The sequence below is a fragment of the Priestia megaterium genome, assembly GCF_046599315.1.
Taxonomy (GTDB): domain Bacteria; phylum Bacillota; class Bacilli; order Bacillales; family Bacillaceae_H; genus Priestia; species Priestia megaterium_F.
The window spans coordinates 1-25,621 of sequence record NZ_JBKIKC010000001.1 but is presented as its reverse complement, the minus strand read 5'-3'; the positions used below and the strand labels follow the sequence as shown (position 1 = coordinate 25,621).

28 protein-coding genes and 2 pseudogenes are annotated in these 25,621 nt (G+C 38.8%); 19 read left to right on the top strand and 11 right to left on the bottom strand.

Going from position 1 to position 25,621, the window contains the following annotated elements:
* Positions 1–146 precede the first annotated feature (146 nt).
* Together hutI and ACLHDF_RS00145 are read left to right on the top strand one after the other, a co-directional pair.
* Positions 147–1,424, top strand: a complete 1,278-nt coding sequence (hutI, locus tag ACLHDF_RS00150) for an imidazolonepropionase (RefSeq protein WP_413917052.1) — start codon at positions 147–149, stop codon at positions 1,422–1,424.
* 75 nt (positions 1,425–1,499) lie between these two features.
* Positions 1,500–1,874: a hypothetical protein gene (locus ACLHDF_RS00145; protein ID WP_413917051.1), complete on the top strand. Its 375-nt coding sequence runs from the start codon at positions 1,500–1,502 to the stop codon at positions 1,872–1,874.
* Positions 1,875–1,921: 47 nt separating this feature from the next.
* Here the strand turns inward: ACLHDF_RS00145 and ACLHDF_RS00140 are convergent, their stop codons facing one another.
* Positions 1,922–2,215: a DUF3817 domain-containing protein gene (locus ACLHDF_RS00140; RefSeq protein ID WP_413917050.1), complete on the bottom strand. Its 294-nt coding sequence runs from the start codon at positions 2,213–2,215 to the stop codon at positions 1,922–1,924.
* Between the two features lie 260 nt (positions 2,216–2,475).
* On the opposite strand from ACLHDF_RS00140, the gene ACLHDF_RS00135 reads away from it, so the two are divergent.
* The 3 genes and pseudogenes from ACLHDF_RS00135 to ACLHDF_RS00125 all read left to right on the top strand — a co-directional run bounded on the left by ACLHDF_RS00135 (position 2,476) and on the right by ACLHDF_RS00125 (position 5,269).
* On the top strand, positions 2,476–2,967 hold the full coding sequence (locus ACLHDF_RS00135; protein WP_413917049.1) for a TetR/AcrR family transcriptional regulator: 492 nt from the start codon (positions 2,476–2,478) through the stop codon (positions 2,965–2,967).
* Positions 2,891–4,300, top strand: a pseudogene (locus ACLHDF_RS00130) (efflux RND transporter permease subunit); the annotation flags it as partial. The gene ACLHDF_RS00135 and the pseudogene ACLHDF_RS00130, both read left to right, overlap by 77 nt.
* Positions 4,301–4,546: 246 nt before the next feature.
* On the top strand, positions 4,547–5,269 hold the full coding sequence (locus tag ACLHDF_RS00125; RefSeq protein ID WP_413917048.1) for a GDSL-type esterase/lipase family protein: 723 nt from the start codon (positions 4,547–4,549) through the stop codon (positions 5,267–5,269).
* A 28-nt stretch (positions 5,270–5,297) separates the two neighbouring features.
* On the opposite strand, the pseudogene ACLHDF_RS00120 reads toward ACLHDF_RS00125, so the two are convergent.
* Positions 5,298–6,338 (bottom strand): annotated as a pseudogene (locus ACLHDF_RS00120) (alkene reductase); the annotation flags it as partial.
* Between the two features lie 173 nt (positions 6,339–6,511).
* On the bottom strand, positions 6,512–6,631 hold the full coding sequence (locus ACLHDF_RS00115) for a DUF4023 domain-containing protein (protein WP_013057809.1): 120 nt from the start codon (positions 6,629–6,631) through the stop codon (positions 6,512–6,514).
* Positions 6,632–6,837: 206 nt separating this feature from the next.
* On the opposite strand from ACLHDF_RS00115, the gene ACLHDF_RS00110 reads away from it, so the two are divergent.
* Together ACLHDF_RS00110 and ACLHDF_RS00105 are read left to right on the top strand one after the other, a co-directional pair.
* Positions 6,838–7,155, top strand: a complete 318-nt coding sequence (locus ACLHDF_RS00110) for a hypothetical protein (RefSeq protein WP_013057808.1) — start codon at positions 6,838–6,840, stop codon at positions 7,153–7,155.
* Positions 7,156–7,394: 239 nt separating this feature from the next.
* Positions 7,395–7,892, top strand: coding sequence for a DUF6584 family protein (locus ACLHDF_RS00105; RefSeq protein ID WP_413917047.1), 498 nt, complete (start codon positions 7,395–7,397; stop codon positions 7,890–7,892).
* 32 nt (positions 7,893–7,924) lie between these two features.
* Here the strand turns inward: ACLHDF_RS00105 and ACLHDF_RS00100 are convergent, their stop codons facing one another.
* Complete coding sequence (locus ACLHDF_RS00100; RefSeq protein WP_413917046.1) at positions 7,925–9,112, bottom strand: macrolide family glycosyltransferase; 1,188 nt, start codon at positions 9,110–9,112, stop codon at positions 7,925–7,927.
* Between the two features lie 219 nt (positions 9,113–9,331).
* Here ACLHDF_RS00100 and ACLHDF_RS00095 point away from each other — a divergent pair, with 219 nt between their 5' ends.
* Positions 9,332–10,048 (top strand): lysostaphin resistance A-like protein, encoded by a 717-nt coding sequence (locus tag ACLHDF_RS00095; RefSeq protein WP_413917045.1) that lies wholly within the window; start codon positions 9,332–9,334, stop codon positions 10,046–10,048.
* A gap of 357 nt (positions 10,049–10,405) precedes the next feature.
* On the opposite strand, the gene ACLHDF_RS00090 is transcribed toward ACLHDF_RS00095, so the two are convergent.
* On the bottom strand, positions 10,406–11,284 hold the full coding sequence (locus tag ACLHDF_RS00090; protein WP_413917044.1) for a GerAB/ArcD/ProY family transporter: 879 nt from the start codon (positions 11,282–11,284) through the stop codon (positions 10,406–10,408).
* A 474-nt stretch (positions 11,285–11,758) separates the two neighbouring features.
* Between ACLHDF_RS00090 and ACLHDF_RS00085 the strand changes: the two genes are divergently transcribed.
* From ACLHDF_RS00085 to ACLHDF_RS00065, 5 genes are all read left to right on the top strand, one after another.
* Entirely contained in the window at positions 11,759–12,031 is a 273-nt protein-coding gene (locus tag ACLHDF_RS00085; RefSeq protein ID WP_413917043.1) for a hypothetical protein, read from the top strand.
* An 84-nt stretch (positions 12,032–12,115) separates the two neighbouring features.
* Entirely contained in the window at positions 12,116–12,307 is a 192-nt protein-coding gene (locus ACLHDF_RS00080) for a hypothetical protein (RefSeq protein WP_413917042.1), read from the top strand.
* Between the two features lie 42 nt (positions 12,308–12,349).
* Positions 12,350–12,721, top strand: a complete 372-nt coding sequence (locus tag ACLHDF_RS00075; RefSeq protein WP_413917041.1) for a hypothetical protein — start codon at positions 12,350–12,352, stop codon at positions 12,719–12,721.
* Positions 12,722–12,759: 38 nt separating this feature from the next.
* Positions 12,760–13,293, top strand: coding sequence for an N-acetyltransferase family protein (locus ACLHDF_RS00070; RefSeq protein ID WP_413917040.1), 534 nt, complete (start codon positions 12,760–12,762; stop codon positions 13,291–13,293).
* Between the two features lie 139 nt (positions 13,294–13,432).
* Positions 13,433–13,567, top strand: coding sequence for a hypothetical protein (locus tag ACLHDF_RS00065; protein WP_413917039.1), 135 nt, complete (start codon positions 13,433–13,435; stop codon positions 13,565–13,567).
* 76 nt (positions 13,568–13,643) lie between these two features.
* On the opposite strand, the gene ACLHDF_RS00060 is transcribed toward ACLHDF_RS00065, so the two are convergent.
* A complete protein-coding gene (locus ACLHDF_RS00060) occupies positions 13,644–14,393 on the bottom strand; it encodes a MerR family transcriptional regulator (protein WP_413917038.1) in 750 nt (249 codons plus the stop codon).
* A 158-nt stretch (positions 14,394–14,551) separates the two neighbouring features.
* Between ACLHDF_RS00060 and ACLHDF_RS00055 the strand changes: the two genes are divergently transcribed.
* Together ACLHDF_RS00055 and ACLHDF_RS00050 are read left to right on the top strand one after the other, a co-directional pair.
* The gene (locus tag ACLHDF_RS00055) at positions 14,552–15,001 is read left to right on the top strand and encodes a MarR family winged helix-turn-helix transcriptional regulator (protein WP_413917037.1); all 450 of its coding nucleotides are present in this window, start codon (positions 14,552–14,554) and stop codon (positions 14,999–15,001) included.
* Positions 15,002–15,025: 24 nt separating this feature from the next.
* Positions 15,026–16,633, top strand: coding sequence for an MDR family MFS transporter (locus ACLHDF_RS00050; protein WP_413917036.1), 1,608 nt, complete (start codon positions 15,026–15,028; stop codon positions 16,631–16,633).
* A 35-nt stretch (positions 16,634–16,668) separates the two neighbouring features.
* Here ACLHDF_RS00050 and ACLHDF_RS00045 read toward each other — a convergent pair whose 3' ends face one another.
* Together ACLHDF_RS00045 and ACLHDF_RS00040 are read right to left on the bottom strand one after the other, a co-directional pair.
* Positions 16,669–16,821, bottom strand: a complete 153-nt coding sequence (locus ACLHDF_RS00045) for a hypothetical protein (RefSeq protein ID WP_413917035.1) — start codon at positions 16,819–16,821, stop codon at positions 16,669–16,671.
* 25 nt (positions 16,822–16,846) lie between these two features.
* Complete coding sequence (locus ACLHDF_RS00040) at positions 16,847–17,029, bottom strand: YolD-like family protein (RefSeq protein ID WP_413917034.1); 183 nt, start codon at positions 17,027–17,029, stop codon at positions 16,847–16,849.
* Positions 17,030–17,648: 619 nt separating this feature from the next.
* On the opposite strand from ACLHDF_RS00040, the gene ACLHDF_RS00035 reads away from it, so the two are divergent.
* Entirely contained in the window at positions 17,649–19,457 is a 1,809-nt protein-coding gene (locus tag ACLHDF_RS00035) for an assimilatory sulfite reductase (NADPH) flavoprotein subunit (protein ID WP_413917033.1), read from the top strand.
* Between the two features lie 22 nt (positions 19,458–19,479).
* Positions 19,480–21,201 carry an assimilatory sulfite reductase (NADPH) hemoprotein subunit gene (cysI, locus tag ACLHDF_RS00030; RefSeq protein ID WP_413917032.1) on the top strand — a complete coding sequence of 574 codons (1,722 nt, stop codon included), beginning with the start codon at positions 19,480–19,482 and terminating at the stop codon, positions 21,199–21,201.
* A gap of 50 nt (positions 21,202–21,251) precedes the next feature.
* Here the strand turns inward: cysI and ACLHDF_RS00025 are convergent, their stop codons facing one another.
* The gene (locus ACLHDF_RS00025; protein WP_413917031.1) at positions 21,252–21,518 is read right to left on the bottom strand and encodes a hypothetical protein; all 267 of its coding nucleotides are present in this window, start codon (positions 21,516–21,518) and stop codon (positions 21,252–21,254) included.
* A 204-nt stretch (positions 21,519–21,722) separates the two neighbouring features.
* Between ACLHDF_RS00025 and ACLHDF_RS00020 the strand changes: the two genes are divergently transcribed.
* Entirely contained in the window at positions 21,723–22,472 is a 750-nt protein-coding gene (locus ACLHDF_RS00020) for an SDR family NAD(P)-dependent oxidoreductase (RefSeq protein ID WP_413917030.1), read from the top strand.
* Between the two features lie 42 nt (positions 22,473–22,514).
* On the opposite strand, the gene ACLHDF_RS00015 is transcribed toward ACLHDF_RS00020, so the two are convergent.
* Positions 22,515–23,045 carry a GNAT family N-acetyltransferase gene (locus tag ACLHDF_RS00015; protein ID WP_413917029.1) on the bottom strand — a complete coding sequence of 177 codons (531 nt, stop codon included), beginning with the start codon at positions 23,043–23,045 and terminating at the stop codon, positions 22,515–22,517.
* Positions 23,046–23,280: 235 nt separating this feature from the next.
* Positions 23,281–24,285, bottom strand: a complete 1,005-nt coding sequence (locus ACLHDF_RS00010) for a DUF3231 family protein (RefSeq protein WP_413917028.1) — start codon at positions 24,283–24,285, stop codon at positions 23,281–23,283.
* A 327-nt stretch (positions 24,286–24,612) separates the two neighbouring features.
* Between ACLHDF_RS00010 and ACLHDF_RS00005 the strand changes: the two genes are divergently transcribed.
* Positions 24,613–25,407 (top strand): aminoglycoside N(3)-acetyltransferase, encoded by a 795-nt coding sequence (locus ACLHDF_RS00005; RefSeq protein WP_413917027.1) that lies wholly within the window; start codon positions 24,613–24,615, stop codon positions 25,405–25,407.
* Positions 25,408–25,621: the final 214 nt, after the last annotated feature.

Genomic DNA, 25,621 nt, shown 5'->3' with positions numbered 1-25,621 from the left:
CTTTTCAGACCGTGGCCATACTTTTTTAAATTTCTACCTACAAGAAAGAAGATAGAAGTGCGAAATGTGTAGGTGAATCTAAATGAGTTTACGGTAAACACGAGCCCCAAAACGTGGTACACGCTAAAAGAGGGGGAAATTCAAGCATGTCAAAAAAAGCGCTATGGATTAAAAATGCTTCGCAAGTTGTAACGGCTAAAGGAGATAAAGGTCCTTTAGCTGGAAAAGAAATGAAAAACTTGCTGGTGATTGAAAAGGGCTCAGTCTGGATAGAAGATGGCCACATTGTGACTGTAGGTACAACAAAAGAGCTAGAACAAAAATATGAAAGGAAAAGGGGGGATGTGACGATTATTGATGCTTCTCATAAAATTGTAACTCCGGGGCTGATTGATCCTCATACACACGTGGTGTACGCTGGCTCGCGTGAAGAAGAATTTTATAGGCGTTTTGAAAGGCCAACTTCTTACTTGGATTTATTGGAAGAAGGTGGAGGTATTCACTCCACTGTCGTTCAAACACAGGAAGAGTATGCGTACCGGATCTACCAGCAGAGCTACGAGCGTCTTACATCTTTTCTAGCCCACGGAGTCACAACTGTAGAAGTAAAAAGCGGGTATGGCTTAGAACTAGAAACAGAACTAAAACAGCTGCAAATCGCTAAAATGCTGAATGATACGCACGCAGTGGATGTAGTAAGTACCTTTTTAGGAGCGCACATCGTACCTTCTGCCTATAAAAGAGATACGCAGAAATACGTGGATTTACTCATTCACGAAATGATTCCTCAAATTTCTTCTTACAAGCTCGCAGCATTTAATGATGCTGTATGTCTTCCAAATGTTTTTTCATTTAAACAATGTCAAGAAATACTCGAAGCCGGGAAAAGACATGGCATGATTCCTAAACTACATGCCGATCCGTTTGAATACTGCAAAGGAGCGGAGCTTGCAGCAGAGGTAGGAGCGATATCAGCAGATTATCTTTTATATGCTTCTGATGAAGGGTTAAAGAAACTGGCTGAACAACGGATAGTAGCCACACTTTTACCCGGAAATTCCTTGTTTGTTGGAATGAAGTGGCCAGATGCTAGAAAAATGATTGATTTAGGCGTTCCGGTCACTCTGTCTACAGACTGCAATCCAGGTTCATCTCCAACGACTTCACAGCAATTTATAATGAACCTGGCATGTATGAATATGAACATGAGCCCTGAAGAAGTGCTTATAGCCACAACCATTAACGCAGCCTATGCTATTAATCAAGGAGATAAGATTGGGAGTATTGAAGCCGGGAAACAAGCTGATTTAGCGATTTTTAATGTCTCTAGCTACCGAACGCTTCAATATCAGTACGGCTTAAATCATATTGACAGCGTGGTGAAAAAAGGAGAAGTAGTTTTAGAAAACGGAAAAGTTTTGTGAAACAAGTTTATAGAAAAAGAGAAAAGGGTAAAGAATAGAGAATTTGTCACACATATAAAGGCAGGGAATTTAGATATGATTACAAAACAAAATGTTATTCCATTACTAAAAGAAGCTTGCCCGTCTTTTGAGCCAAGAGAAGAAGTTGATCTTAACGATAAAGAAGAGCTGCAGCATGAATTAAGCCGAGTTGCGGGTCATTTAATTTCTCTCGAATATAACGGCCAGCTCGAACGTGAACCGGATGTATTTGAAGCGATCGAACAGCTGTATATAGAAGGTGAATCTGACGTGAAGGAAGCTGTTACAACGGGACTTTTTCAAGCAATGCATGAAATGATTATAGATCAGCAAATTAGCCCGGAAGAAATTGGAATGTTATTAAAACCTCACTCACTGAAGTGGTGGAAAACGATTGACCATTTTAGTGAAAACAGTACGGAACAGTAAGGAAAAAGAACGTCATGGAAACATGATGTCCATGACGTTCTTTTCTTTTACTGTTCTTTTTTCAGCTGGCGCTCTAAAATAAAAGGACCAAATGGAATAATTGACATGAGAAATGCAAACAACGAGCGGCCGATTGACCATTTATGCGCGAATTTTACATGAACGACTGCAAAGGCATACAGCACAAAAAGTGCACCATGTGCTGCGCCTATAACTGATACAGCTTCAGGTATACCAGCTGCATATTTTAACGGCATAGCAATACCAAGCAAAAGTAAAAATGAAATTCCTTCTAGAATTCCTACTAAACGCAGGCGACCGATTGGTGATGTAAGAACCATGTTTTCTCCTCCCGTAACGACGGAATAAATTTCTATATCAATGACAAAAATGTACCATAGTGAGCTCTCCTTATACAAGCATCATTTGTATCTGTCACAAAAAAGTCGAAAACGCTTTAATTTGCTCTATATAAGCATTCTGTTCAAAGAACTGACATACTCTTGTGATGCAATGGATAAAAGAGCATACTACTTGTTGACAAGTTGTTTTAATTATTTTATATGTATAACATTGAAAACGTATGAGAGGATTTTTTACCATGACAAACCGAAAACAGCAGCGAGAGAAAATTTTAGACGCTGCTTTTGAAGTGTTCGGATCCAAAGGCTATTATGAAGCAAAAATGATTGATATTGCTAAACTAGCGGGTGTATCTAAAGGAACGCTTTACTTGTACTTTTCGTCTAAAGAGGCACTTTATATCGCTGTAAATAATCGTTCATTTGATGAATTTTTGTATTATGCAAAACGAAGAACGGATGAATGCCAAACGTTTCATGAAAAGCTGTATTCTGTTGCAAAGCATCACCTGCTCTTTTTTTATGAAACTAAAAAATATCCGGACTCTTTTTGGCAAGCTCCTCACCAAATGTCCGAAATGATGGCTCGTCTTCATCAATTTTTTGAGGATTATCACGGACTTGTTGCTAAATTGATTGAAGAGGAAAAAATAAAAAATGCTTCAGGTCAACGTCCAATTACCGGCATCTACGTCCTTGGAAAAAACGAACGACGTATCCTTAAAAATTGAAAAGATGTTTGCGGACCAAAACGAAATTTCGGATGTAACCACGGAAGTTGGCTCACGCGATTTCTCAACAGGTGTAAAACGCCCGAACCAAGTTGGCTATTTCTTAAACGTAAAAGAAGGCGTGAATGTCGATACGTTTATTGATAAAGTGCAAAAGAAAATGGAAAGCATCACTAAAGAAGAATCACCAAAAGCAACGGTTAATGTGCAAGAAGCATCAACAGGAGGCCCTCCTACAAATAATAACGTGACGGTTGATTTATATTCTTCTAATTTAGATGATTTACAAAAGGCAGCCAAGCAAGTGGAAAATCACTTATACAAAGACAGGCGTCTTAAATATGTAACAAATAACTTCTCAGATAAGCAAAAGCAGCTTGTAGTAGAAGTAGATCCTGATAAAGCCGCAGCGTACGGGGTATCTGGATTTCAGCTGCTTGGTACGATCTCTGATCAAACCAAACCGGTATCCGTTGGGGACTTAAAGTTAGATAATACAAAACGAGCCGTTCAGCTTTCATACGATAAAGAACTTGCCTCAATAAAAGAAATTAAAGATCTTCAAGTGTTTACAGAGCGAGGGCCTGTGTTAGTAAAAGATATTTCTGACGTTCGTACAATTGATACGTTCACGTCCATTCAAAAGCTCGACGGCAAAGTATTTGCTCGGGTAGAAGCAGACATTAAAAGCGATGATATTCAAGCTGTGACCAAAGGTGTTGTAGATGGAGTGAAAAATTTAGACTTGCTAAAAGATGTAATCTTAGACGGAGGAGGCGGAAGCGATGAGACGGTCGAAGTCTTCCAATCTCTTGGTCTAGCTATTTTAACAGCAATCGGTCTTGTGTATTTAACGATGCTCATTACATTTGGAAAAGCGCGTATACCATTTATCATTTTATCATCACTCATCTTTGTTCCAATCGGTTCGTTAGTTGGTCTTGTATTTGCAAAAGAACCGCTTTCTGTCAGCGTTATGATTGGATTCTTAATGCTGATTGGGATTGTTACAACAAATGCGATTGTGCTTGTAGATCGAATTACCCAAAATCGTGAGCAAAAAGGCATGACGATTCGTGAAGCCCTTATTGAAGCTGGGAAAACGTGCTTGCGTCCAATTTTAATGACGGCGTTTGCTATCATTGCTGCGTTAATTCCGCTGGCGCTTACTACATCAAGCGGGACGCTGATTTCAAAAGGCTTAGCTATCACGGTAATCGGAGGGCTTACGTCATCTACACTTCTTACCTTAATTATCATTCCAGTCGTATACGAACTCTTCTTCGCAAAACAAGTAAAAAGAGAAAAACAGCTGGAAAAAGAAACGACATAAGAACTATTTTCTAATAGAGGAAAATATGACCACTGACTATATGTTATAATAAAAGTACGTTTTAACCCCTTATATTATAGAAAAAGAAGCGGCGCTTTCGAGCGCCGCTTCTTTTTTATGTAAAAATCATTATTTACAAAAAATGATTAAATATCTTGTATGGAGGGAAAGAGTGTTAAAAGGAAGCTTTACTGTATTATCGTAGAATTATCTAAAAAACATATAAAGTACAGGAGTGTCGTTTTCGTGAGTTCAGCAAAGAAAGTTGTTTTTATCAGTTCTATTATTTTAAATATCCTATGCATAGGTGTTTTTGCTTTTTATGCAACAAGCAGCAGCGCGATGAAAAATCCGCTGTCTTCTAAGCATTCGGCAAAGCAAAGCTACCGAGATAATCCTTATTATATTGAACGGACAACTTTGTTCAAGCAACTAAGTATTCCTAAAGAGTCCATCGTATTTCTTGGTGATAGCATCACGCAGCGATCTGAATGGAGCGAACTTTTTCGTAACAAGCAGATTATCAACCGAGGCGTAGCTGATGACACAACAGAAGGAGTATTGCATCGACTAAAGAGTATTACCGATGCTAAGCCAAAAAAAATTTTCTTAATGATTGGCATTAACGATTTAAATGAGCAAAAATCTGTAAAACAAACGAAAGCAAATTACGCTGAAATTCTTGAGCGTATTCATAAGGAATCACCGGATACAAAAGTCTATATTCAAAGCGTACTGCCCGTGAACAATAAAAAATGCGGCGACGCAGTGGACAATAAAGATGTGATTGCATTAAATAACTATTTGGAGCGTCTGGCTAAGAAACATAATGATTCTTACATTGACCTGTATTCTAAAGTATCTAAAAACAATCAGTTAAAAAGTAATTTCACGGTTGATGGTCTTCATTTAAAAGGCCAAGGCTATGCTGTTTGGAAACAAGAAGTTAAGCCATACGTAAATGAATAAAAAAAGCGCTCCGGAGGGAGCGCTTTTTTTAGATAAGCTCTGGTAAATGTTTTTTAGCATCGTATTCGACAAGAGAATCGCCGTTTTTGATGCGGTGTAAATAATCAGGATTTGAAATAAGCGGACGGCCAATAGCAGCTACGTCAATCCAGCCGGCTTGCAGCGCTTTTTCAGCTGATTCAGGTGTTAAGTCACCTACACCGATAATCGGTCCGTCCCAATACTTACGCGTAATTTCATAAAGATTTTGACCGTTTTGGACATCTTCATAAAAATCAAGCATAGACGGGTGAATGATCTCGATTCCTGTTTCTTTAAATGCTTCTGTATACGTTTGAATGGCTTTTTCAGTATCATCCCAGCGGTAGTCTGGTTTATCAAGCTTATGAGGAGAGAAGCGAATGACAACGCGTTCTTTTCCAATAGCGTCAATAACGGAAGAAATCACTTCTTTCATAAACGTTAATCGCTGTGCAAGGTCGCCTCCGTATTCATCAGTGCGTTTATTAGAGCAGTCCGAATTAAACTGATCAATTAAATATCCGTGAGCCCCGTGAATTTCAACGCCGTCAAAGCCTGCTTCAACAGCATTTTTAGCTGCCTGAGCGTACTGTCCTACAACTTCTTTAATATCTTCTTTTGACATTTCTTCAGGCTCTTCGTAAGGCTTGCGGAAACGAGGAACTTGACCCTGTGCTGCAATAGCGGAAGGGGCCTGAGGCTTATGCCCGTTGATTAACCCAGAATGACTTAAGCGGCCGACGTGCCAAATTTGAGCAATAATCGTGCCGCCTTCTTCATGAACAGCTTCCGTTACCGGCTTCCATGAATCAATTTGTTTCTGCGTATAAATACCCGGAACGCCGGGATTTCCTTTTGCGCGTTCGCTGATAACAATTCCTTCACTAATAATTAAGCCAATACCATCCTTTGCGCGGCGGCGGTAGTAGTCTACAACGTCCTGACCGACTACGCCTGTCTCTGGATCAGCAAAGCATCTTGTCATCGGTGCCATTGCTGTACGAGTGTGTAAATCAAATGCTTCAATGTTTGTTGGTTGGAATAATTTTTCAAATTTACTCATTGTATATTCAGCTCCTTAAGGGGAAAGTCTAGCTGCGAACGTTTCTGCAGCAGGTTCAATTTATTGTAACAGGGGATTTGTTTTATCTTCAAACATTTCGACTTTCGAAAAATGCCCACAAAAAAAGTCGGCTGTCTTTACAGCCAACTTTTACAGCATTAATGCTGTTTGTTCGGAAGCTTTTTCTCAGGATGCCCAGTAGCTTGACCCTGCTTATTTTTACGCTGCTTTTCTTGATTGTCGTTCAGCTTTTGAACAAATTCATTTGTGTTTTCCATTATCCAAACCTCCTTTATGAGCTTTCACTGTTACTATAACCCATTGCACGTAAAAACATGACGCGAATCCCCTAAAAGCAACTCTATATGTACATCGGTATATAGAAATCAACAGGAAAATCGTGTATACTGTTATAAAAATAATGTTAATGTTTCGTGAGTTTATAATTTCTTATTCATTCATGAACAAGAAAAGGTGTTACGCAATGAGTGATTTTTTTAGCGGGAAAGAAATGTCGTTTATTTTAATTTTGACGTTCAGCGTGTACATATTTGTTTGGAATGTGCCTCTTCAGGCAACAAATGCCATGATGATCTACTTTATCCTGCTGTTTTTGTATACAGTCAGTAAGCTGCTTTTTTCTCCTCAGTTCCGACAGTTTCCGCTTGTTAAGGTGTTATTGGCCATTTTATTTGTTCTTATGCTGGCTGAAATAATCGTTGCTTACAGCACTCATAGCATCAAGATTACAGATTTAAATCATATTTTCGATTATTTTAGTCATATGGATTTGTATTCATAAGTTTTTTTGAATAGCTTTGTTAACACGCTTACGGAAATATATAAATCTCTTACCTTTGAATAGATGATACAAAAGCAGTGCATATCGTATGTAAAGTTTAAGAAACGCTTCTATTCTTCAGCTTTTTCTCTTTTAAATGAGTAAAAGGTCATTGTTCATGACCGGGCTCTTTCGAAAACCAATTCTCGTTCATTGCATGCTTATTAAGATAAGTATAAAAGATAAAAAAGGAGAGGCTCATGAAGGATGTAGTTTCAAAAAAAACAAGGCAAAATATTCAGCGAGACATTGAACAAGGGAATTTAGGAAAAGTGAGAGACCGCTTGCACGGTTTGCTTGTTACGTATCCAAATGAGCTGTCTTTGCGAAAAGAGCTTGGAGATATTTATTTTCACCTTCAAGACCTTCAAATGGCAGGGCGCTACTGGTATTTAGAAAAAGAAAAAACAGTGGAAATGACTCACGCTTGTCGGCTCTTCGAAAAGCGGTGCGGCGATAATCCAGATATAATTGCAAGAGCATTAAAATTCAAAGGAGACAAAGAGCAAATTCACGGTTTACGTATTCAGGAAATGCTCTCACAAACTCAGCGTACGGTAATAGAAAAGTTGATTGAACCGCCGGAAGAAGAAATGAGGGGCGATAAGCTTATTGTAGCTGGATGTGCGTTGATTTTCCTTACAGTCGTCAGTTTGCTAATCATTGGCGTATATACAGTTTGTACATGGCTGTTTTAATGAAAAAAGGTGCACATCTGTGCACCTTTTCTTTATGAATGTTGCTTTACTACGTGATTTACAATTTTTTCGGCTGCTGCAGCCGGACCGGATGCCTGTTGGAAACTTGCGTTGATTTCTTTTATTCCTGTTTTGTAGCGGTCGTCACGGACGACTTCGTCAACCGCATTTCGTAGAAGAGAGGCATTTATCGTTTCTTTTGCTAAGCGATACCCGGCGTTTAGTTCCACAAGCCTTTGAGCAACGAGCGGCTGATCTTTGCCCTGAGGTAAAACGACTAATGGTACGTTAAAATGAATAGCCTCATTTACGCTGTTCATGCCTCCGTGCGTGATAAAAACATCAGCTTCTTTTAACACGTCAAGCTGGGGAACATAGGACGAGATGATAAAATGCTCTGGGGCTTTTTTTATCTTTTTAAAATCAGCTCGATCGCCTGCGGCGATCACAACTTTTCCATCAAAGTCATTAAATGCGTCGATGCAAAGGTTGAAAAAGCCTTCTACATCATGGAGTACTGTTCCCATTGAAATATAAAGAACTTTTTCGTCTTTTAGCTTTTCTACCGGAAAGTCATGAGAGATGTGACGCTTTGGAAAGCTTGGACCAATAAATAAACATGAGTCATCAAAACGTTCATGAAGCGGCTGGAAAAAGCGACTTGTATATACAACTGTTAATTCACCTTCATTGTTCATAAACTGAAGCAGATTTTTAGGTTCTACTCCAAACTGATTTTTTAGCAAGCTGAGCCCGTACTGAGCTTGTTCATCAGGCTTAAATGGAACATCTGAATCAGGATGCAGAGGTATCATGGTTAAGCGTTCTTTTGGCATTAAAAAAGAAGCAGATGATACAATGCCGGGAATCCGCAAATAATCACGCACTAATTCGCCTGCTCCAAACTTGTCGTAGAATACAAAGTCAAAGTGAATTTTTTTTGATAGTGTATGAACAAGCTCAAGCGTATCTAAAGACGTTTGGATGTGGATGTTTAAAAAAGCGTTGATTCCTTGAGGGGTTTCAGGCTCGATGGATACACTGCTTAATAAGTCCTGGTGAGTGTGTACGATAGCTCCGACGTTTTCAAGACGCTCTTTAAAACGATCCGCCGTAATGTAATGAACGGTATCACCTCGGTCTGAAAAAGCTTTTACCATTCCAAGTGTTGGGTTTACGTGACCTTCAGCGGGAAAGTTAATCATTAAAATGTTTGCCATTTTTTCACTTCGCTTTCAGTAAGATTTCTTCAAGCGTAATCAAATATAAGGAAGTTGACAACTAATTTGGCTAGCGCATTTATTTTTCAAAACACTACCTTTGTGTATAAAGTGTGAAAAAATATAACTTTTTTCCTAAAAAATAACATGATTAAGCAAAGTTTATGGTAGAATTTTGAGAGCAGTAGAGAGAAAGAATCATTTTTGGAGGTTGCTATTTTGAGTACGTTATCAACAAATTCAGAACCGGTTTTAAAGCTTAAAAAGAAAAAAGAGTTTACTTATTTCACGTTGCTTCTATTTATCGTATTGGGCTTTGGACTGCAGATCATAGCCGGAATTGGAGTAGCTATTTACGATGAAGTTAGGGGTTCAAATATAACAGGAATTTTATTAGAAGGACCATATGCTCTTCTGGTAGACGCGGCGTTTTTTCTAGGTGTTGCGGTACTATACAGACCTGTGCGCAGATTTTTAAAGCCTATGTGGAATGTCTCGGTATTAAAAGAAGGAAAAACGTATGTATATATTGTGGTAGGCTTTTTAATTGTAGCTGCGGTGCAGTACGTGATGCTTTCATTTTTAAATGTAGAAAGCGCAGATCAGCAGCAGAAAGATTTAAATCAAGGTAGTTATGATGAAACGCTGATTTCAAGCTGGATATTTTTTATAAGTGTAGCAATCATCACGCCTATTAAAGAAGAACTTCTTTACCGGGGGATTTTATGTGGTTTTTTAACCAAACGCCATCACGTGCTTGTAGGCATTTTCGTTTCCGCTATCGTATTCGGTATTTTACATATTGGGTTTCCAATTACAGCTACTGTCATGGGACTTGTTTTTGCCCTTATTTATTATCGAACAAAATCTATTTTTCCATCTATTATTTTACATATGCTGTGGAATGGATTAGTGAGCATAACCGTGTTCTTTTAAAAGAAGCTGGGACAAAAGTATTTTAGTTGATTAATCGAAATTATGGCTTAATACTTCGATTTTTTTGTTGTCATGGTGAACTTAGATTTCGTCTGTTTAGTCGCTTCTAGCTGTTGATTGGAGAACAAGGCGAAGACTCCTGCGGGAATTTAGCTATGTCTGAATCTCTTTTTTATTTGGATAAAGGCGCAGAATACTTTACGCGAATTTTCCCAACAATTAATAATCCAAGAGGATAAACTAGTCCAAATAACAGACTGTACGGAATCCACGTATCTCTGTCCCACGTTTGTTCATATGGAATACTTGGATACACGATAAATGAAAATGTAACGGCAATAATGCCTAGTGGAAGAGTTAAAATTCGGTAGGTTTTAATTCAAGAATTTGAGCGAGTCCGGAAACGGTCGCATAATAGTAAAGAGACGTTTTGAAATAAAGAGATAAAAACCACATTATGGCCATAATTACTTCGATGTTTTTCAGAAAATCAGCTACTTCAATGCGCCTTGCAAGCTCATAGCTTGGATATAAAGCAATACGTGTATACGTATTGCCAAGTACAAGAATGCCAAGCAATACGATGATAATCATAATGCCTCCGCCGATTAAGCTGCCTGTAAAAAAAGCGCAGTTTCGTTGATCAGGTTCCGCTACGTGAGCAGGGAAAACGGTCAGCAATACAATAAAAGTGAGAGAAGTAATACTCTTAAAGACCAAAGTAGATCTGATAATAGGCTTAGCTCCTACCTCTAACAAAGGCTGTAAATTCTCATAATGAATTTGAGGAAAAATTAAAAAAACTAAGATTAGGAACGGAGTAACAAACCAAGGAAAGAGAATTTCAGCACAGCGGGCAATCGTTTCAATGCCAAGACGAACACCTACAATCACAATTCCCATAAACAAAAGATGAACAGCAAGCATAGGCGTTTGAATAATGCGAGTTGTTAGAAACGAACCTGCATAAAAAAACAAAACTTGACTGCAAAAAAGAAGAGTAGAAGCGACAAATAAAAGAGATACAAGCTTTCCTAGCCACTTGCCTAAAAGGGCTTCGTTTAGTTCTATGAGGGTTTTATTAGGATAAAGGCTAGGAAGTTTGATGTGCATCCATGCCTCTTGTTTAGAATCAGCTGTCAAGCTTCCAGGCACCACTAAAATAGTGCCGCCTAAACTATAAAAAATCACAAGTATTCGAAATTGTGCTGCGGATAAATTCATCTGATTGTGCACGTTGTTCACTTCCTTTTATTTCAGCAGACTGAACAATAAATCACTAAAAGGCCTTAATAAAAAAGCGATGCCGTCTCCAGGGTTAGGGATCCTCATACCGCTGTATTTTAAACTAACAATCCAAATACTAGCTATGAACAAACTCCAAAAAATTTGCTTTTCTTTTTTGTTGTTCACTTTTTTGAAAATAAGGTATTTCTACTAAACAAACAGCTGCACCAAGTAAAAAAATCCCTAAAAATATAAGCATGTATCAACCTCAATTAGTAACCCTTCAAAAAAGATGAAGGGATTTTGAAGACGCCTTTTTTTCAAAAATAGTATCACCCAAAAAGGCTTAAATTATGAAAAGTAAGACCAAAGGCAGTGCAAAACCATGTTATAATGACCAAGTTGAGAGTTATAATAGAGAAAAAAACAGCATGATTACAAACAAAATAGATACATAACAAGGTAAGGAGGGGAGAGATATATATGGCAGACGAGCTCAAAAAAATGCTAGATGACAAAGAAAAGGTGCAGCTTATTATCGCCGCCGTTGTCATGCTGGGAGGCCTGGTCGTTTTATTAAAAAGCGTTGCAACAGGGCAGGCCATGGGCCAAAAATGGCTAGAGAGTAAAGGGAATGCAGACACAGATATGTATCTTGAAACGGTGAAAAGCTACATACATCTTTATCAAATTGTGGGTGGCGTCATGTTTGGAGGAGGCCTTCTCACGTTACTTCGTGCTAAGCTAAAGAAATAAAGCGGCAGCAAAATAAAAGATCATAGTCCAAAAGAAGTGTCATATCTTTTTAATAACTTAAAAAATAGTGAAAAGGAGTTATGTATGAATAATGAAGAAAATACACCGGTCTATCATCTGTTTATGATGATAGGAGCGCTTCTTATGCTGATTTTTGGTGTTGTCAGTTTCTTTATTCAGTATCCTACTACGTTAAGTTTTGTGATGTGCATTGGCGGAAGTATTATATTTTTGCTGCACTTATTTGAATATATGAAACCTAAAAATGAGCTATAGCATCTTCAAATGAGGAAATCTAGAAGCAAAGGAAGATGAGAAATGCGGAAGCATCGTACGTATGAAACGCTAGTTGATCTTTATCAAAAAAGCGCAAAAATTCATTATGAAATCGATTATCGAGACAAAAAGTCTGTAAAAAAAGGCAACCGAGCTGCAGAAGATATGAAAAAAATTGCGCAGCTCATTCATTTATATTATCCAGGCATGCTGTTTGAATTTGCAACACTGCTGACGAACCCTACTTATCGAATTGACCTATGGGCTGCACATCATATTCTAGAAATTATGAGCTATTCACCAATGCTTGAGGACAACGCGCTTTCCGTTATTGAACGCTACGCCGACGAAAATGACTTTACGGCTTTAGGAAATCGCATGTGGTTAGATCAGTGGAGAGAAAAACAGCACTAGACTAGGCAAACAAGAGTAACCAAAGGGAAGATAAGTATATGAGTTTACGTAGATTAAAGAACGACATATGCGTCATCATTCGAGAAGCAGAACCAAAAGACGCAGAGAAAATGATTGCTTTTTACAACCGGGTAGGAGGAGAAAGCGATTTTCTTTCATTTGGAAAAGGCGAGTTTGTTAGACCTCTTTCAGAGTATGAGCTATTTTTAGCTTCTGTAAAACAAGAGCAAAATTCTCTTATAATAGTGACTGAAAAAGACGAAGAAATCATTAGCATTGCTTCCATTACCTCCTCCCAAAACCCGCGCAACAAGCATGTGGGTACCCTTGGCATCGTGGTAGAGAACGCCTATAGCGGGCTAGGGTTAGGAAGACTGCTAATGGTAGAGCTGATTGAATGGGCACATACCAATAAACAAACAAAAAAAATCGAACTTGTGACGCGAGAAGACAATCAAAGAGCTATTTCTTTATACAAGCAGCTAGGTTTTCAAACGGAAGGATTAAAAGAGAAAGACACCTATATAAATGGCGTGTACTATAATACAATGCTTATGGGGCTTCACTTATAAAAAGAAGCTGGGACAAAAGTAGTTTAGTTAAAGGAAGGTCCGAACGATGGATTGAGATTCTTGATGGAGAATCAAATTCGTTCGGATTTTTTATGCTTATGGTGAATGCAGGTTTCATATATTCAGTGGCTTCTAGCTGTTGATTGGAGGGCAAGACGAAGACTCCTGCGGGAAAAGAGGAAGAGGTGAGACCCCGCAGGAGCGTAAGCGACGAGGAGGCTCATCGGCCGCCCGCGGAAAGCGAAGTCATGCACGGAAATCAACTGCGGTGTAACAAGCAGTCCAGCTTATGTCTCCAATTTGTTCGTCTTTAGATTGAATTGATTTAGTTATACCTAGATCTCTTTTGTTTATTGTTTTTTAGCATCCGCAAATGCACTCATCGCATCCCTCATAAACTTTGCTAATCCCTTTCCATAGCGATCAATGTTATTTGTAAACCGCTCATCTTGCACATACATTTCTCCAAGACCTCGAAAGGCTTCTAACGAATACGCTCCAAAGTTCTCATTTAAAAATTGATACCATTGCCCAATTGCTTGTTGAGCTTCTATAGATGATGGTGACAGATGACGAAGAGAAGCTAAGTGAGTATAAATACTTTCCCATTTGTTTGATATGTGCTGCTGTTCTTCTGGTGAGAAGCTTTGTACTTTTTCATTCGCTTCATCTACTCGCTGATTTCCCCAGCGCTTCCGTGCTTCTTCTTCGTATGGGTTATGAGAAAAATCCAGCCCGTTAAACCGCTCTTTTTCGTTCATTTCAATCGCTCCTTTTTCATATTGAATCGTTTTATTAATGGTTAAAATCATTTGATCGAGCCGACTGCGTTTTTCAATCAGCATGTTTTTTTGCAAAATTAATGCTTCCGTCCGATTAAATGTCGAGTCTGTTATAATCTCATGAATTTGTTTTAAAGGGAAGCCAAGTTCTTTAAAAAATAATATTTGCTGAAGCATATCGAGATTAGCCGGTGAATAAAGCCGGTAGCCGGATTCATTGACGGCATCAGGTTTTAATAGCCCGATTTCATCATAGTGATGCAGCGTGCGGACGCTAATGCCTACTAAGTCAGCAACTTCTTTCACTTTTCTATTCATTTTTTCATCTCCCTTCTGAAATCTACTATAAAATATAACGCAGCGTAAGGGTCAATACTAAAAAAGAAATAATTGACTTTTAGTTTATATGCATTTATATTTAATTAGCATTAACTATTTATAACATGAAATAAATAAGCAAGCCTGGAGGAATAGATGTGACAAAAAGCAATCAGTATCTTGGAGATATTCGTTCATCGCTTCAAGTGCTATTTGAAAAGATGCATCCAGAAATGGTGGAAAGCCTAAATGAGCATGAAATGACTCCTACGCAATTATTTGTTCTTTCTTATTTAAAGAAGGTAGGGAGCAGTAAGGTTTCTCAAATTGCAGAGCTGATGGATGTAAAACCGAGCGCCGTGACTCTTTTAGTGGATCGTCTTGAACAACACAATTTTGTTGTAAGGGAACACAATAAAGAGGACAGACGAGTCGTTGATATTACCTTAACGGAGTTTGGGCATCGCAAGCTTGAAGATGTGCTGAATGGTCGAAAAGCCATTATGGACCGCTATCTTTTGCATTTAACAGAAGAAGAGCTTTCCATGCTGGCTTCTATTACGAAAAAGCTTGCAACATCAGCTGCTTCTTATACAGATAAGCAGTAGTAACAAAAAGAGGAGAGACACACGGTGGAAAATCAAAAAAATTCAAAGCGCACGCTCTTATTAATTGGATTAATTATTGCGATGTTCTTTTCTGCACTTGATGGAACCATTGTCGGAACAGCTATGCCAAGAATCGTAGGAGACCTTGGTGGATTAAGCATGATGACTTGGCTGACAACAGCCTATTTGTTAACGTCGACAACGGTTGTTCCGATTGCAGGAAAGCTCGCTGATTTAGTAGGACGCAGAGTGATTTATGTTACAGGGCTTATCATTTTTATGGTCGCTTCTGCTCTATGTGGGATGGCAAATAACATGACAGAGCTTATTTTATTCCGTGCATTACAAGGGATTGGCGGCGGCGTTATGATGCCGATGGCAATGATTGTAATCGGTGATTTATTTACGGGAAAAGCACGAGCTAAGTTTCAAGGAGTGTTCGGAGGAATTTACGGTCTTGCTTCCGTCATCGGTCCGCAAATTGGTGGATGGATTGTTGATTCACTGAACTGGAAATGGGTGTTTTACATCAACTTGCCGGTAGGGATACTCGCTACCGTTTTTATTGCTCTTGGACTTCAAGGAAAGAAACACACGGGACCTGTGAAATTCGATGTAGCCGGTATGTTCACAATGGTTATCGGCGTAGTAAGCTTGCTTCTTGCCTTGAGCTTTGGAGGAAAAGACTATGACTGGAACTCTTGGCAGATCATTAGTTTATTTGCACTTGCTTTTGTTGGGATCATAAGCTTTATCATTGTGGAAACGAAAGCCCAAGAGCCGATTCTTCCGATGTATTTATTTAAGAACCGAACGTTTACGCTCTTAAATATAATTGGCTTTTTTATGAGCATTGGCATGTTCGGAGCCATTACATTTGTTCCGTTCTTTATGCAAGGAATCGTTGGAGTAAGCGCCTCAGAATCAGGTACCATTATGACACCTATGATGATTTCAATGATTGTAACGAGTATTATTGGAGGACAGCTTGTTTATAAAGTTGGAATCAAGCCTCAAATTGTTACTGGTATGCTCATTATGGCAGGAGGGTTCTTTCTATTAACTACATTAGACCTTCATACTAGCAAGCTTGTTGCCACTTCTTATATGGCCATAATCGGTTTAGGAATGGGTCTTGTGATGCCAATTTTAACACTTGCTCTTCAAGAAAGTTTTTCAAAAGAAGAGCTCGGTGTGGTCACATCATCAAGTCAATTTTTCCGTTCAATTGGAGGAACGTTCGGTATTACCATTTTAGGAGCGGTAATGAATGCAAAATCAGGAACGCTTCTTACTGATAAACTTGTTCCTTATTTAAACACATTGCCTGCTCAAGCAAGTGCTTTTGCGGAAGGGTTTAAAAAAGCCATTGATACGAATCCTGAAAGTGTGCTGCAGATGCTGTTTAGCCCTGAAGCGCTAAAGAGTATTCCAGCTGCACTTTCAGACAGCATTGTACCAATTTTGAAGACTTCGTTAATGAGCGCATTGCACAGCGTATTCTTTATGGGCTTAGCTTTTATTATTTTAGGAGCCGTATGTACATTGTTCTTAAGACAGATCAAGCTTTCAAATAAAAAAGCCGAAGAAAAACCAGAAGAAGGCATTGCTGAAGTAAAGCCATCACATTAAAAAAGCGCACAAATTTGTGCGCTTTTTTTCTATAATTAACTAGTTGTTTCATTAGGCTTATGAAGAAAAGGAGATTGTTTAGACGTGTCATACGAAATTTGATCAAGCAAATACGTTAAATATAAGTTCAGTTCAAAACGATCTTCCGACACAAAATCTGTAAGCGCTTGCTTATTATCTTTCCACATGGGAATTCCTCCTTAATTTTACATACTAATGAATGGATTTAATCTCAGAAAGCAAAAGGGAAATAACAGCTTCATTTTCGTCTTTTACGGATAGAATTTGGTGATGGAGATTTAAGTCGTGTACACGGCCTTTGCACGTTTGTACCGTTCCATCTTTATAGTAAGAAACAGTTATCGTCCCACTTTTCGATAATTCTCGTAAAAACATTCAAGAAGCCTCCTTAAAAAAGATTACCTAATTTAAAAGCCAGTCCTTTCATGTGAGATGAGCAAAAGGGAATCGTATGTACTGCAAGCTTCCCTCTTTATCCTTCACCGTTTATGAATAGATTGAATAAAAGGTTGCTAGCCCATCTATAAATTGTCCTAAATTTCAGAATATACTGTCTTTTTTGTGTGGTGTTTTTTAAAAAGATTAATGTTACATTTATTATGTAACATTCTGATGAGAAAGAAAACCGTTTCTACAAAACTTCTCTAAAAATTACAAAATATTCATATTCACGTGAAGGATGTAGAACGAACAAATGTGAAAGGAAACGTGGTTCATAAAAAACGTAACTAAAGCATCAATTATTAATCATCTTAATGCTAGTCATCAATTATATGTATTTTACTAATTTATTCTTCTTCGATAAAATGCAGGTAGACGAATTTGATGAGAATTTTCTAATGATTTATATAATTAAATTTGATATAATCTATAGGAATAATAATGTATGAAGGGAAACATCATTGATTAATTAGACACAGGTGTTAAATGTTGTTGAAGATGATTCGTAAAAGCATACATATTTAAATTATATATTTTTGTGAGGTGGACAGTGTTGCAACTTAAGGTAGTAAACAGCCCTTTTAATCAAGAACAAGCAGATTTGCTTAATCGCCTTCTGCCGACATTAACAGAAGCTCAAAAAATGTGGTTGAGTGGTTATTTATCAGCAGCTCAATCTACTTCTGCCGAAGGAACGCCAGACGTTTCTACAGCAGCGCCTGCTCAAGCGGAGCAGAAGGTTTCAAAAGACATAACGATTCTTTACGGATCACAAACAGGAAATGCTCAGGGACTTGCTGAAAATACAGGCAAAACGCTTGAAGCAAAAGGTTTTAATGTAACTGTATCTTCTATGAATGATTTCAAACCAAATAATTTAAAGAAACTTGAAAATTTATTGATTGTTGTAAGTACGCATGGAGAAGGAGAGCCGCCGGATAATGCGTTATCTTTCCATGAATTTCTTCACGGCCGTCGAGCGCCAAAACTTGAGAATTTCCGTTTTTCCGTCTTGTCGCTTGGAGACAGCTCATACGAATTTTTCTGTCAAACAGGAAAAGAATTTGATGTGCGCTTAGCAGAACTTGGCGGTGAAAGACTGTATCCGCGCGTTGACTGTGATTTAGATTTTGAAGAGCCAGCAAATAAATGGCTAAAAGGTGTTATTGACGGGTTAAGCGAGGCAAAAGGAACCAGCGCCTCAGCAGCAGTGCCAGCGGAAGCACCTGCAGGAACTTCACCGTATTCAAGAACAAATCCTTTTAAAGCTGAAGTACTTGAGAATTTAAACTTAAACGGGCGCGGATCAAATAAAGAAACGCGACACCTAGAATTATCTCTAGAAGGTTCAGGTTTGACGTTTGAACCAGGAGACAGTTTAGGTATTTACCCTGAAAATGACCCGGAGCTTGTTGATCTTCTTCTAAACGAATTCAAATGGGATGCAAGTGAAAGTGTAACCATTAATAAAGAAGGAGAAACGCGTCCTCTGAGAGAAGCTCTAATCTCTAATTTTGAAATTACGGTGTTAACAAAACCGCTTTTAAAGCAAGCAGCTGAGCTTACTGGAAACGATAAATTAAAAGCGCTTGTGGAAAATCGAGAGGAATTAAAAGCATACACGCAAGGCCGTGATGTAATCGACTTAGTTCGTGACTTTGGCCCATGGAACGTATCGGCACAAGAGTTTGTAGCCATTTTACGCAAAATGCCAGCGCGCCTTTACTCGATTGCAAGCAGCTTATCAGCAAATCCTGATGAAGTTCATCTAACAATTGGAGCTGTACGCTATGAAGCACACGGTCGCGAGCGAAAAGGCGTTTGTTCAATTTTATGTTCAGAACGTCTGCAGCCGGGCGATACGATTCCTGTATACCTTCAAAGCAATAAAAACTTTAAGCTTCCTCAAAATCAAGAAACGCCGATTATTATGGTGGGACCTGGTACAGGTGTAGCTCCGTTCCGCTCATTTATGCAAGAGCGTGAAGAAACAGGAGCAAAAGGAAAGTCATGGATGTTCTTTGGAGATCAGCACTTCGTAACAGACTTCCTTTACCAAACAGAATGGCAAAAGTGGTTAAAAGACGGCGTGCTGACGAAAATGGACGTGGCGTTTTCACGCGATACAGAAGAAAAAGTATACGTACAAAACCGTATGCTCGAACATAGCAAAGAATTGTTCCAGTGGTTAGAAGAAGGCGCATCTTTTTATGTGTGCGGAGATAAAACAAATATGGCACGCGACGTGCACAACACGCTAGTTGAAATTATTGAAACAGAAGGCAAGATGAGTCGTGAAGAGGCGGAAGCTTACCTTGCTGACATGAAGAAACAAAAACGCTATCAGCGTGATGTATACTGAGGATTGAAAGGAGATTTTCAACATGGTAAATAAAACTTTAAAAGCGCCCGAAGGTCCTCCAAGTGACGTTGAGCGCATAAAAGATGAAAGTAATTATTTGCGCGGTACATTAGGAGAAACAATGATAGACCGCATCAGCTCAGGTATTTCGGAAGACGACAACCGTTTGATGAAGTTCCACGGAAGCTACTTACAAGATGACCGAGATCTTCGTAATGAACGTCAAAAACAAAAGCTAGAGCCGGCTTACCAATTCATGCTTCGCGTTCGTACGCCAGGCGGTGTTTCAACACCAGAACAGTGGCTAGTAATGGATGATTTAGCACAAAAATACGGAAATGGAACGCTAAAGCTGACAACTCGTCAAGCATTCCAAATGCACGGAATTTTAAAGTGGAACATGAAGAAAACGATTCAAGAAATTCATGCTTCTTTATTAGACACAATTGCAGCCTGCGGAGATGTAAACCGTAACGTAATGTGTAATCCGAATCCGTATCAATCAGAAGTACATGCCGAAGTATTTGAATGGTCAAAAAAATTAAGTGATTACTTACTGCCTCGTACAAGAGCGTACCACGAACTTTGGCTAGATGAAGAAAAAGTGATTAGCACGCCGGAAGTGGAAGAAGAAGTGGAACCAATGTATGGCCCGCTATATTTACCAAGAAAGTTCAAAATTGGCGTAGCTGTTCCACCGTCTAACGATATTGATGTATATTCACAAGACCTTGGCTTCATTGCAATTTTAGAAGACGAAAAGCTTGTTGGATTTAACGTAGCAATCGGCGGCGGTATGGGTATGACGCACGGAGATAAAGCAACTTACCCTCAGCTTGCAAAAGTGATTGGTTTCTGTCGACCTGATCAAATTCTCGAAGTAGCGGAAAAAATCATTACGATTCAACGTGACTATGGAAATCGCTCTGTGCGTAAAAATGCGCGTTTTAAATACACAGTCGATCGTCTTGGATTAGAAACCGTAAAAGAAGAGCTTGAAAATCGTCTGGGCTGGAGCTTAGACGAAGCAAAATCTTATCACTTTGATCATAACGGAGACCGCTATGGCTGGGAAAAAGGTGTGAAAGGAAAATGGCACTTTACCCTTTTTGTTCAAGGTGGACGTATTGCTGACTTTGAAGACTATAAGCTTATGACCGGCCTTCGTGAAATTGCAAAGGTTCATAGCGGTGATTTCCGTTTAACAGCCAACCAAAACTTAATTATCGCGAATGTATCGGATCAAAAGAAAAAGCAAATCAGTGACTTGATTGAACAATATGGATTAACTGATGGCAAGCATTATTCGGCTCTTCGCCGCAGCTCATTAGCTTGCGTATCGCTTCCAACTTGTGGGCTTGCTATGGCAGAAGCCGAGCGTTATCTCCCAGTTCTTCTTGAGAAAATTGAAGCAATTGTAGATGAAAACGGTCTTCGCGATAAAGAAATTACCATTCGTATGACGGGCTGTCCTAACGGCTGTGCACGTCCTGCTTTAGGTGAAATTGCTTTTATTGGTAAAGCACCGGGCAAATACAATATGTATCTTGGAGCAGCATTTGATGGCAGCCGCTTAAGTAAAATGTACCGTGAAAATATCAGTGAAGAAGAAATTTTAAATGAACTGCGCGTCTTACTTCCTCGCTACGCAAAAGAAAGAGAAGAAGGCGAGCACTTTGGTGACTTTGTCATCCGCGCTGGAGTAATCGAAGCTGTAACAGACGGCACGAATTTCCACGCATAATACGTATGGAGGGACTTTTCTAAACTTACAGAAAGGTCCCTTTTTCTATTTTAATATTCTCTAACAAATACAGCTACTCCAAATACCTCTAATCTTTCAGCGGTAATTTGTTCAAAGCTGTTATCAAGTAAACAATGTGCTGCTGTGCGGTAACGCTGACCTTGAGCTAATAAGCGTTCGCAAGGGTTTTCGCTCTCAATTACTGTTGCTTCTACAATGGTACGAGGAGCTTGTCTATCCAAAGGGTTTCGCTCCCAAAGAATTGTCACCACATCTGGAGGACGGGGAATAAATACATTGCCTGTGTGTTCATGCATAGTCATCACCTCCCTACACTATAGTAAATGTAAATGCAACAAAGTAGAGACTGCTTGTACACACGCTGATTTTTATAAAAAAAGGCATTTAACTACGCTTAAATTAACCATTTACATAGCAACGAAGGAATTAATAGAAACGGCTAGTAGAAAAAAGAATGCTATAATGTAAAAGAAACTAATTTTTACCAAGGAGGGAGAAACATGCAGCAAAAACGAGTAGCGGTTATTACAGGGGGAGCAAGTGGCATTGGCAAAGAGACAGCCTTAAAATTTTCACAAAAAGGAGACACGGTAGTCATTGCTGATTATGATGAAAGGAAAGGAAAAGAGACGCTTCAAAAAATTGAAGAAGGTGGAGGCAGCGCTTTGTTTGTGAAAACGGACGTCACAAAATTCGAAGAAGTGGAAGCACTGATTGAGGAAACTGTAAATCACTTCGGACGAATTGATATCATGTTTAATAATGCAGGTATTGGACGCCCTACTTCTATTTTAGATCAAGACTTAGAAGAATATCATCGTATTATTAATGTGAACCAGCACGGCGTTACATATGGAATTATGGCAGCGGGCAGGAAAATGAGAGAGTTAGGTATTAAAGGAGTTATTATCAATACGGCATCTATTTTTAGCTTCTTAGCCTCACCCGGCACCTACGCCTATCACGCAACGAAAGGAGCCGTTGTGATGATGACGAAATCAGCTGCGCTAGATTTAGCTAAATACGGTATTCGCGTTGTCGCGGTTGCGCCAGGCTTTGTTGATACGCCAATTATTCAAGGCTATAAAGATAACGGTATGATTGAAGGAATGAAAGCTAAAACGATGAGCAGAGAGCTCACTACACCAAAACAAATTGCAGATATGGTTTATTTACTTTCCTTAGAAGAAGCAGGAGCTGTAAATGGTAGCGTCGTCATGGCTGATGATGGGTATGCGGCATTCAAATAAAACAAAAAGGATTCTTTTTAATAAAAAGAATCCTTTTTGTTCCTATGTAGGAGACAGGGAGCTATAAACAAACGTATCGTGCGCTTTTCCGTTTTGATACATATAGTTTTTTAGCACTCCTTCTTTTTGAAATCCAAGCTTTTCAAGTACATGCTGCGATGCTTGGTTTTCAAGAAATACAACAGCTCCTATTCGGATTAACTGAAGGTTATTAAATCCGTAAGCCATAACAGCAGAAGCAGCTTCCGATGCATAACCGTGCCTCCAGTGCTGAGGGTGTAGCTCATAGCCAATTTCAGCGCGCTTATGCTTTTTGTTCCACAGATTAAATCCGACTGTCCCGATTAATTCACCCGTATCGAGCCGTTCAATTCCCCAGCGCATGCCTTTTTTGTTTCTGTAATTTTCAGCAAAAATATCAATCAGCATCAAAGCTTCTTGGATAATTGTCAATTTTTCCTGTCCGTAATATCTGATAACTTCTTCTTGAGAGAAAAGGTCAAAAATATAATCTGCATCAGCTTCTGTTATTTCACGCAGTGTAGTGCGAGGTGTAAGAAGAATAGGAAACATACTTTTCTCCTTTCCATTTTATATAGAAAGATTTCGGCAGCTCAGAGGAAATCCCTTTTATTTTATTTTTTTGTTACAAATAAGTAGAATTATGAGCTAAGTGACTGAGAAGAAAAGAGGAAGAGCTTCTAAATAACGTAAACAATTTTTACATGATAGTATCAAAAACAATATACTAAAAAAATAAATAGGGCTAGCTGCACGTATAGCAGCTAGCCTTCCCGTATGAAAGAACCTATTTTTTGGTTAACTGATTGCGATCTTCAATTTGAGGAGGTTCTTCAAGCCAGCCGTTTTTGATCATGATTTTCCCGCCTTCTTTCGCTAAACTGTAAATGTCTTTTGCAAGCTGCAGCATCTTTAATGGCAAATCACTTCTTAAGCTGAAGGCTCCTCCTAAAGCATTGCTTCCCAGACCGAACGTACTCAAAAGACTTGTATTGTACATCATCAGCTTATCTGAAAAAGGAGGAACGGTTGAATTCGTCGCTTTTCCGGCATGAGTAGCCGGGGGTTCTATGTAGCTATGGCGTAAAATATCACCTAGTTCTGTTTCAATTTTTTTCGAAAGCTTCATACCGCTGACAAAATGCTGCTGTGCCTCTTTGTTGTTGGCCACTTGAGCAAAACCAATCATCAGCTGCATTCCTACAAGATTTGTATCAATAGCATGCTGAATAAGGGACACTTCAATGGTATTAAGCGATCTTTTTTCGCTAAACCAGCTCAATCCGCCTATATAATTTTGCGTATGGACAAAATGGACTTCTTTGGGCATAGAAACGTATGGCGGTTTTGCGATGACGCCCGTTTCTAACAATATTTGTGTGGATTGACTGTATATATCCTGTGCTTCTGCTGTTGCCTCTAAGAAGAAATTTCGGACATCTTCTCGGTAAGACATAGTGGAATGCAAAGCAAACAGTCCCGTTTCAATTTGAGACATTAAGCGTATATACATGACTTCGAACATGTCGTCATATAGTTTAGGAACTCCTGTATTCACGTCATCTTTCGTAAAACCAATTGGGATAACAGCACCTTCGTTCTCAAATATTTCTTTAATCTGCTCTACGCTTTTTAAAGATCGGCTATAATACAGCTCAAAAAGTTCTATGTAATCTTGTTTATCCTCGAGGAAATATTCTAAAAATCTTATAATCATCGTTTTTTCTTGATAAGTCATCCATAAGTTTGCAAGTTCTGAGGACGTGAGAGGTGGCAGCTTCACATTACTCATTATACGTAAATCCTCCTAAAAAAAGTGATAATTTACCATGTTTACCTTCACTAGTATGCGTTTTATTTGTAGAGATATACTTATATCTGCTATCTAAAAAAGTTTTGCTGACTATTTTCTATTATAGTAAGATAGTTAAAAATAGCGTAAAATACCGGATTGACAAAGTGTTTGTATGATAACTGATATGAATAAAACTAAGTTTTTCTATTACTTTAAATAATTTGACAATTAGTGTTATTCTTACTATTATGGAAACATAAGTTTTACATATATTACTAGAGTTCGGCAGTAAATTCTAGCAGCACTATAAGTAAGGAGCTTACAATGAAGCACATTGTCCAAGCAACAAATCATCCTAGAACGAAAGACACATTAAAAGAAGATTTACGCAGGTTAGGCATAACACAAGGAATGACCATTATAGTGCATTCTTCGCTATCTTCATTAGGGTGGGTAAACGGAGGTTCAGTAGCAGTTGTTCAAGCTTTAATGGAGACAGTGACGGAGGAAGGAACCATCGTTATGCCGTCACAGTCGGTCGATCTTTCGGATCCATCGGAATGGGGCAATCCGGCTGTGCCAAGAGAGTGGTGGGAAACTATTCGGGAAACAATGCCCGCATATGATTCAGCTCATACACCAACAAGCGGTATGGGACAAATCGTGGAAACTTTTCGAACATACCCTGGCGTAAGAAGAAGCAGCCATCCAATGTATTCATTCGCCGCTTGGGGAAAAGACAGCGAAGACATCTTAAGAGATCATCCCCTCGAATTTAGTTTAGGCGAAAATTCTCCTCTTGAAAGGCTTTACAAAAAACATGCCTTTGTTTTATTATTAGGTGTCGGGTTTGGGAATAATACTTCTTTTCATCTAGCAGAATATCGTATTCCATATCGAAACGTTATTCGAAAAGGATCTCCAGTTATAGATTCAGGAAAGCGAGTATGGAAGACTTATGAAGAATTAGAGTTTCGAGAAGAGTTGTTTGAAGAGATAGGTGAGGCGTTTATTCAAGCAGAAGGAATAAAAGCTGAAAAAATCGGTTCAGCACGTACATTCTTCTTTTCAATGCCTAAAGCCGTAGATTTCGCTGAAACGCATTTGAAAGCGCTATAGTGAGTGGTTGTATGTTTTTTTAGTTGTCTGTATATCAGACAACTAAAAGTGGGACAAGTGAGAACTAACGCCCCTCTAGAATCTACATTAAAAAAGCGTAGAAGTCGTTCAAGCAAGATAGTTTACTTTTTATATTCCTTGTTTCATAATGGCACTTGTCAGTGAATTTATTCGGTCAGGTTGTCTTACAATTATGGAGATAAAAAGCAAGTGT

What these genes read in the sequence shown, in the direction of transcription:
- hutI (WP_413917052.1), top strand. Translation starts at nt 147, where the DNA reads ATGTCAAAAAAAGCGCTATGGATTAAAAATGCTTCGCAAGTTGTAACG.
- ACLHDF_RS00145 (WP_413917051.1), top strand. Translation starts at nt 1,500, where the DNA reads ATGATTACAAAACAAAATGTTATTCCATTACTAAAAGAAGCTTGCCCG.
- ACLHDF_RS00140 (WP_413917050.1), bottom strand. Translation starts at nt 2,215, where the DNA reads ATGGTTCTTACATCACCAATCGGTCGCCTGCGTTTAGTAGGAATTCTA.
- ACLHDF_RS00135 (WP_413917049.1), top strand. Translation starts at nt 2,476, where the DNA reads ATGACAAACCGAAAACAGCAGCGAGAGAAAATTTTAGACGCTGCTTTT.
- ACLHDF_RS00115 (WP_013057809.1), bottom strand. Translation starts at nt 6,631, where the DNA reads ATGGAAAACACAAATGAATTTGTTCAAAAGCTGAACGACAATCAAGAA.
- ACLHDF_RS00110 (WP_013057808.1), top strand. Translation starts at nt 6,838, where the DNA reads ATGAGTGATTTTTTTAGCGGGAAAGAAATGTCGTTTATTTTAATTTTG.
- ACLHDF_RS00105 (WP_413917047.1), top strand. Translation starts at nt 7,395, where the DNA reads ATGAAGGATGTAGTTTCAAAAAAAACAAGGCAAAATATTCAGCGAGAC.
- ACLHDF_RS00100 (WP_413917046.1), bottom strand. Translation starts at nt 9,112, where the DNA reads ATGGCAAACATTTTAATGATTAACTTTCCCGCTGAAGGTCACGTAAAC.
- ACLHDF_RS00085 (WP_413917043.1), top strand. Translation starts at nt 11,759, where the DNA reads ATGGCAGACGAGCTCAAAAAAATGCTAGATGACAAAGAAAAGGTGCAG.
- ACLHDF_RS00080 (WP_413917042.1), top strand. Translation starts at nt 12,116, where the DNA reads ATGAATAATGAAGAAAATACACCGGTCTATCATCTGTTTATGATGATA.
- ACLHDF_RS00075 (WP_413917041.1), top strand. Translation starts at nt 12,350, where the DNA reads ATGCGGAAGCATCGTACGTATGAAACGCTAGTTGATCTTTATCAAAAA.
- ACLHDF_RS00070 (WP_413917040.1), top strand. Translation starts at nt 12,760, where the DNA reads ATGAGTTTACGTAGATTAAAGAACGACATATGCGTCATCATTCGAGAA.
- ACLHDF_RS00060 (WP_413917038.1), bottom strand. Translation starts at nt 14,393, where the DNA reads ATGAATAGAAAAGTGAAAGAAGTTGCTGACTTAGTAGGCATTAGCGTC.
- ACLHDF_RS00045 (WP_413917035.1), bottom strand. Translation starts at nt 16,821, where the DNA reads ATGTGGAAAGATAATAAGCAAGCGCTTACAGATTTTGTGTCGGAAGAT.
- ACLHDF_RS00040 (WP_413917034.1), bottom strand. Translation starts at nt 17,029, where the DNA reads ATGTTTTTACGAGAATTATCGAAAAGTGGGACGATAACTGTTTCTTAC.
- cysI (WP_413917032.1), top strand. Translation starts at nt 19,480, where the DNA reads ATGGTAAATAAAACTTTAAAAGCGCCCGAAGGTCCTCCAAGTGACGTT.
- ACLHDF_RS00025 (WP_413917031.1), bottom strand. Translation starts at nt 21,518, where the DNA reads ATGCATGAACACACAGGCAATGTATTTATTCCCCGTCCTCCAGATGTG.
- ACLHDF_RS00020 (WP_413917030.1), top strand. Translation starts at nt 21,723, where the DNA reads ATGCAGCAAAAACGAGTAGCGGTTATTACAGGGGGAGCAAGTGGCATT.
- ACLHDF_RS00015 (WP_413917029.1), bottom strand. Translation starts at nt 23,045, where the DNA reads ATGTTTCCTATTCTTCTTACACCTCGCACTACACTGCGTGAAATAACA.
- ACLHDF_RS00010 (WP_413917028.1), bottom strand. Translation starts at nt 24,285, where the DNA reads ATGAGTAATGTGAAGCTGCCACCTCTCACGTCCTCAGAACTTGCAAAC.
- ACLHDF_RS00005 (WP_413917027.1), top strand. Translation starts at nt 24,613, where the DNA reads ATGAAGCACATTGTCCAAGCAACAAATCATCCTAGAACGAAAGACACA.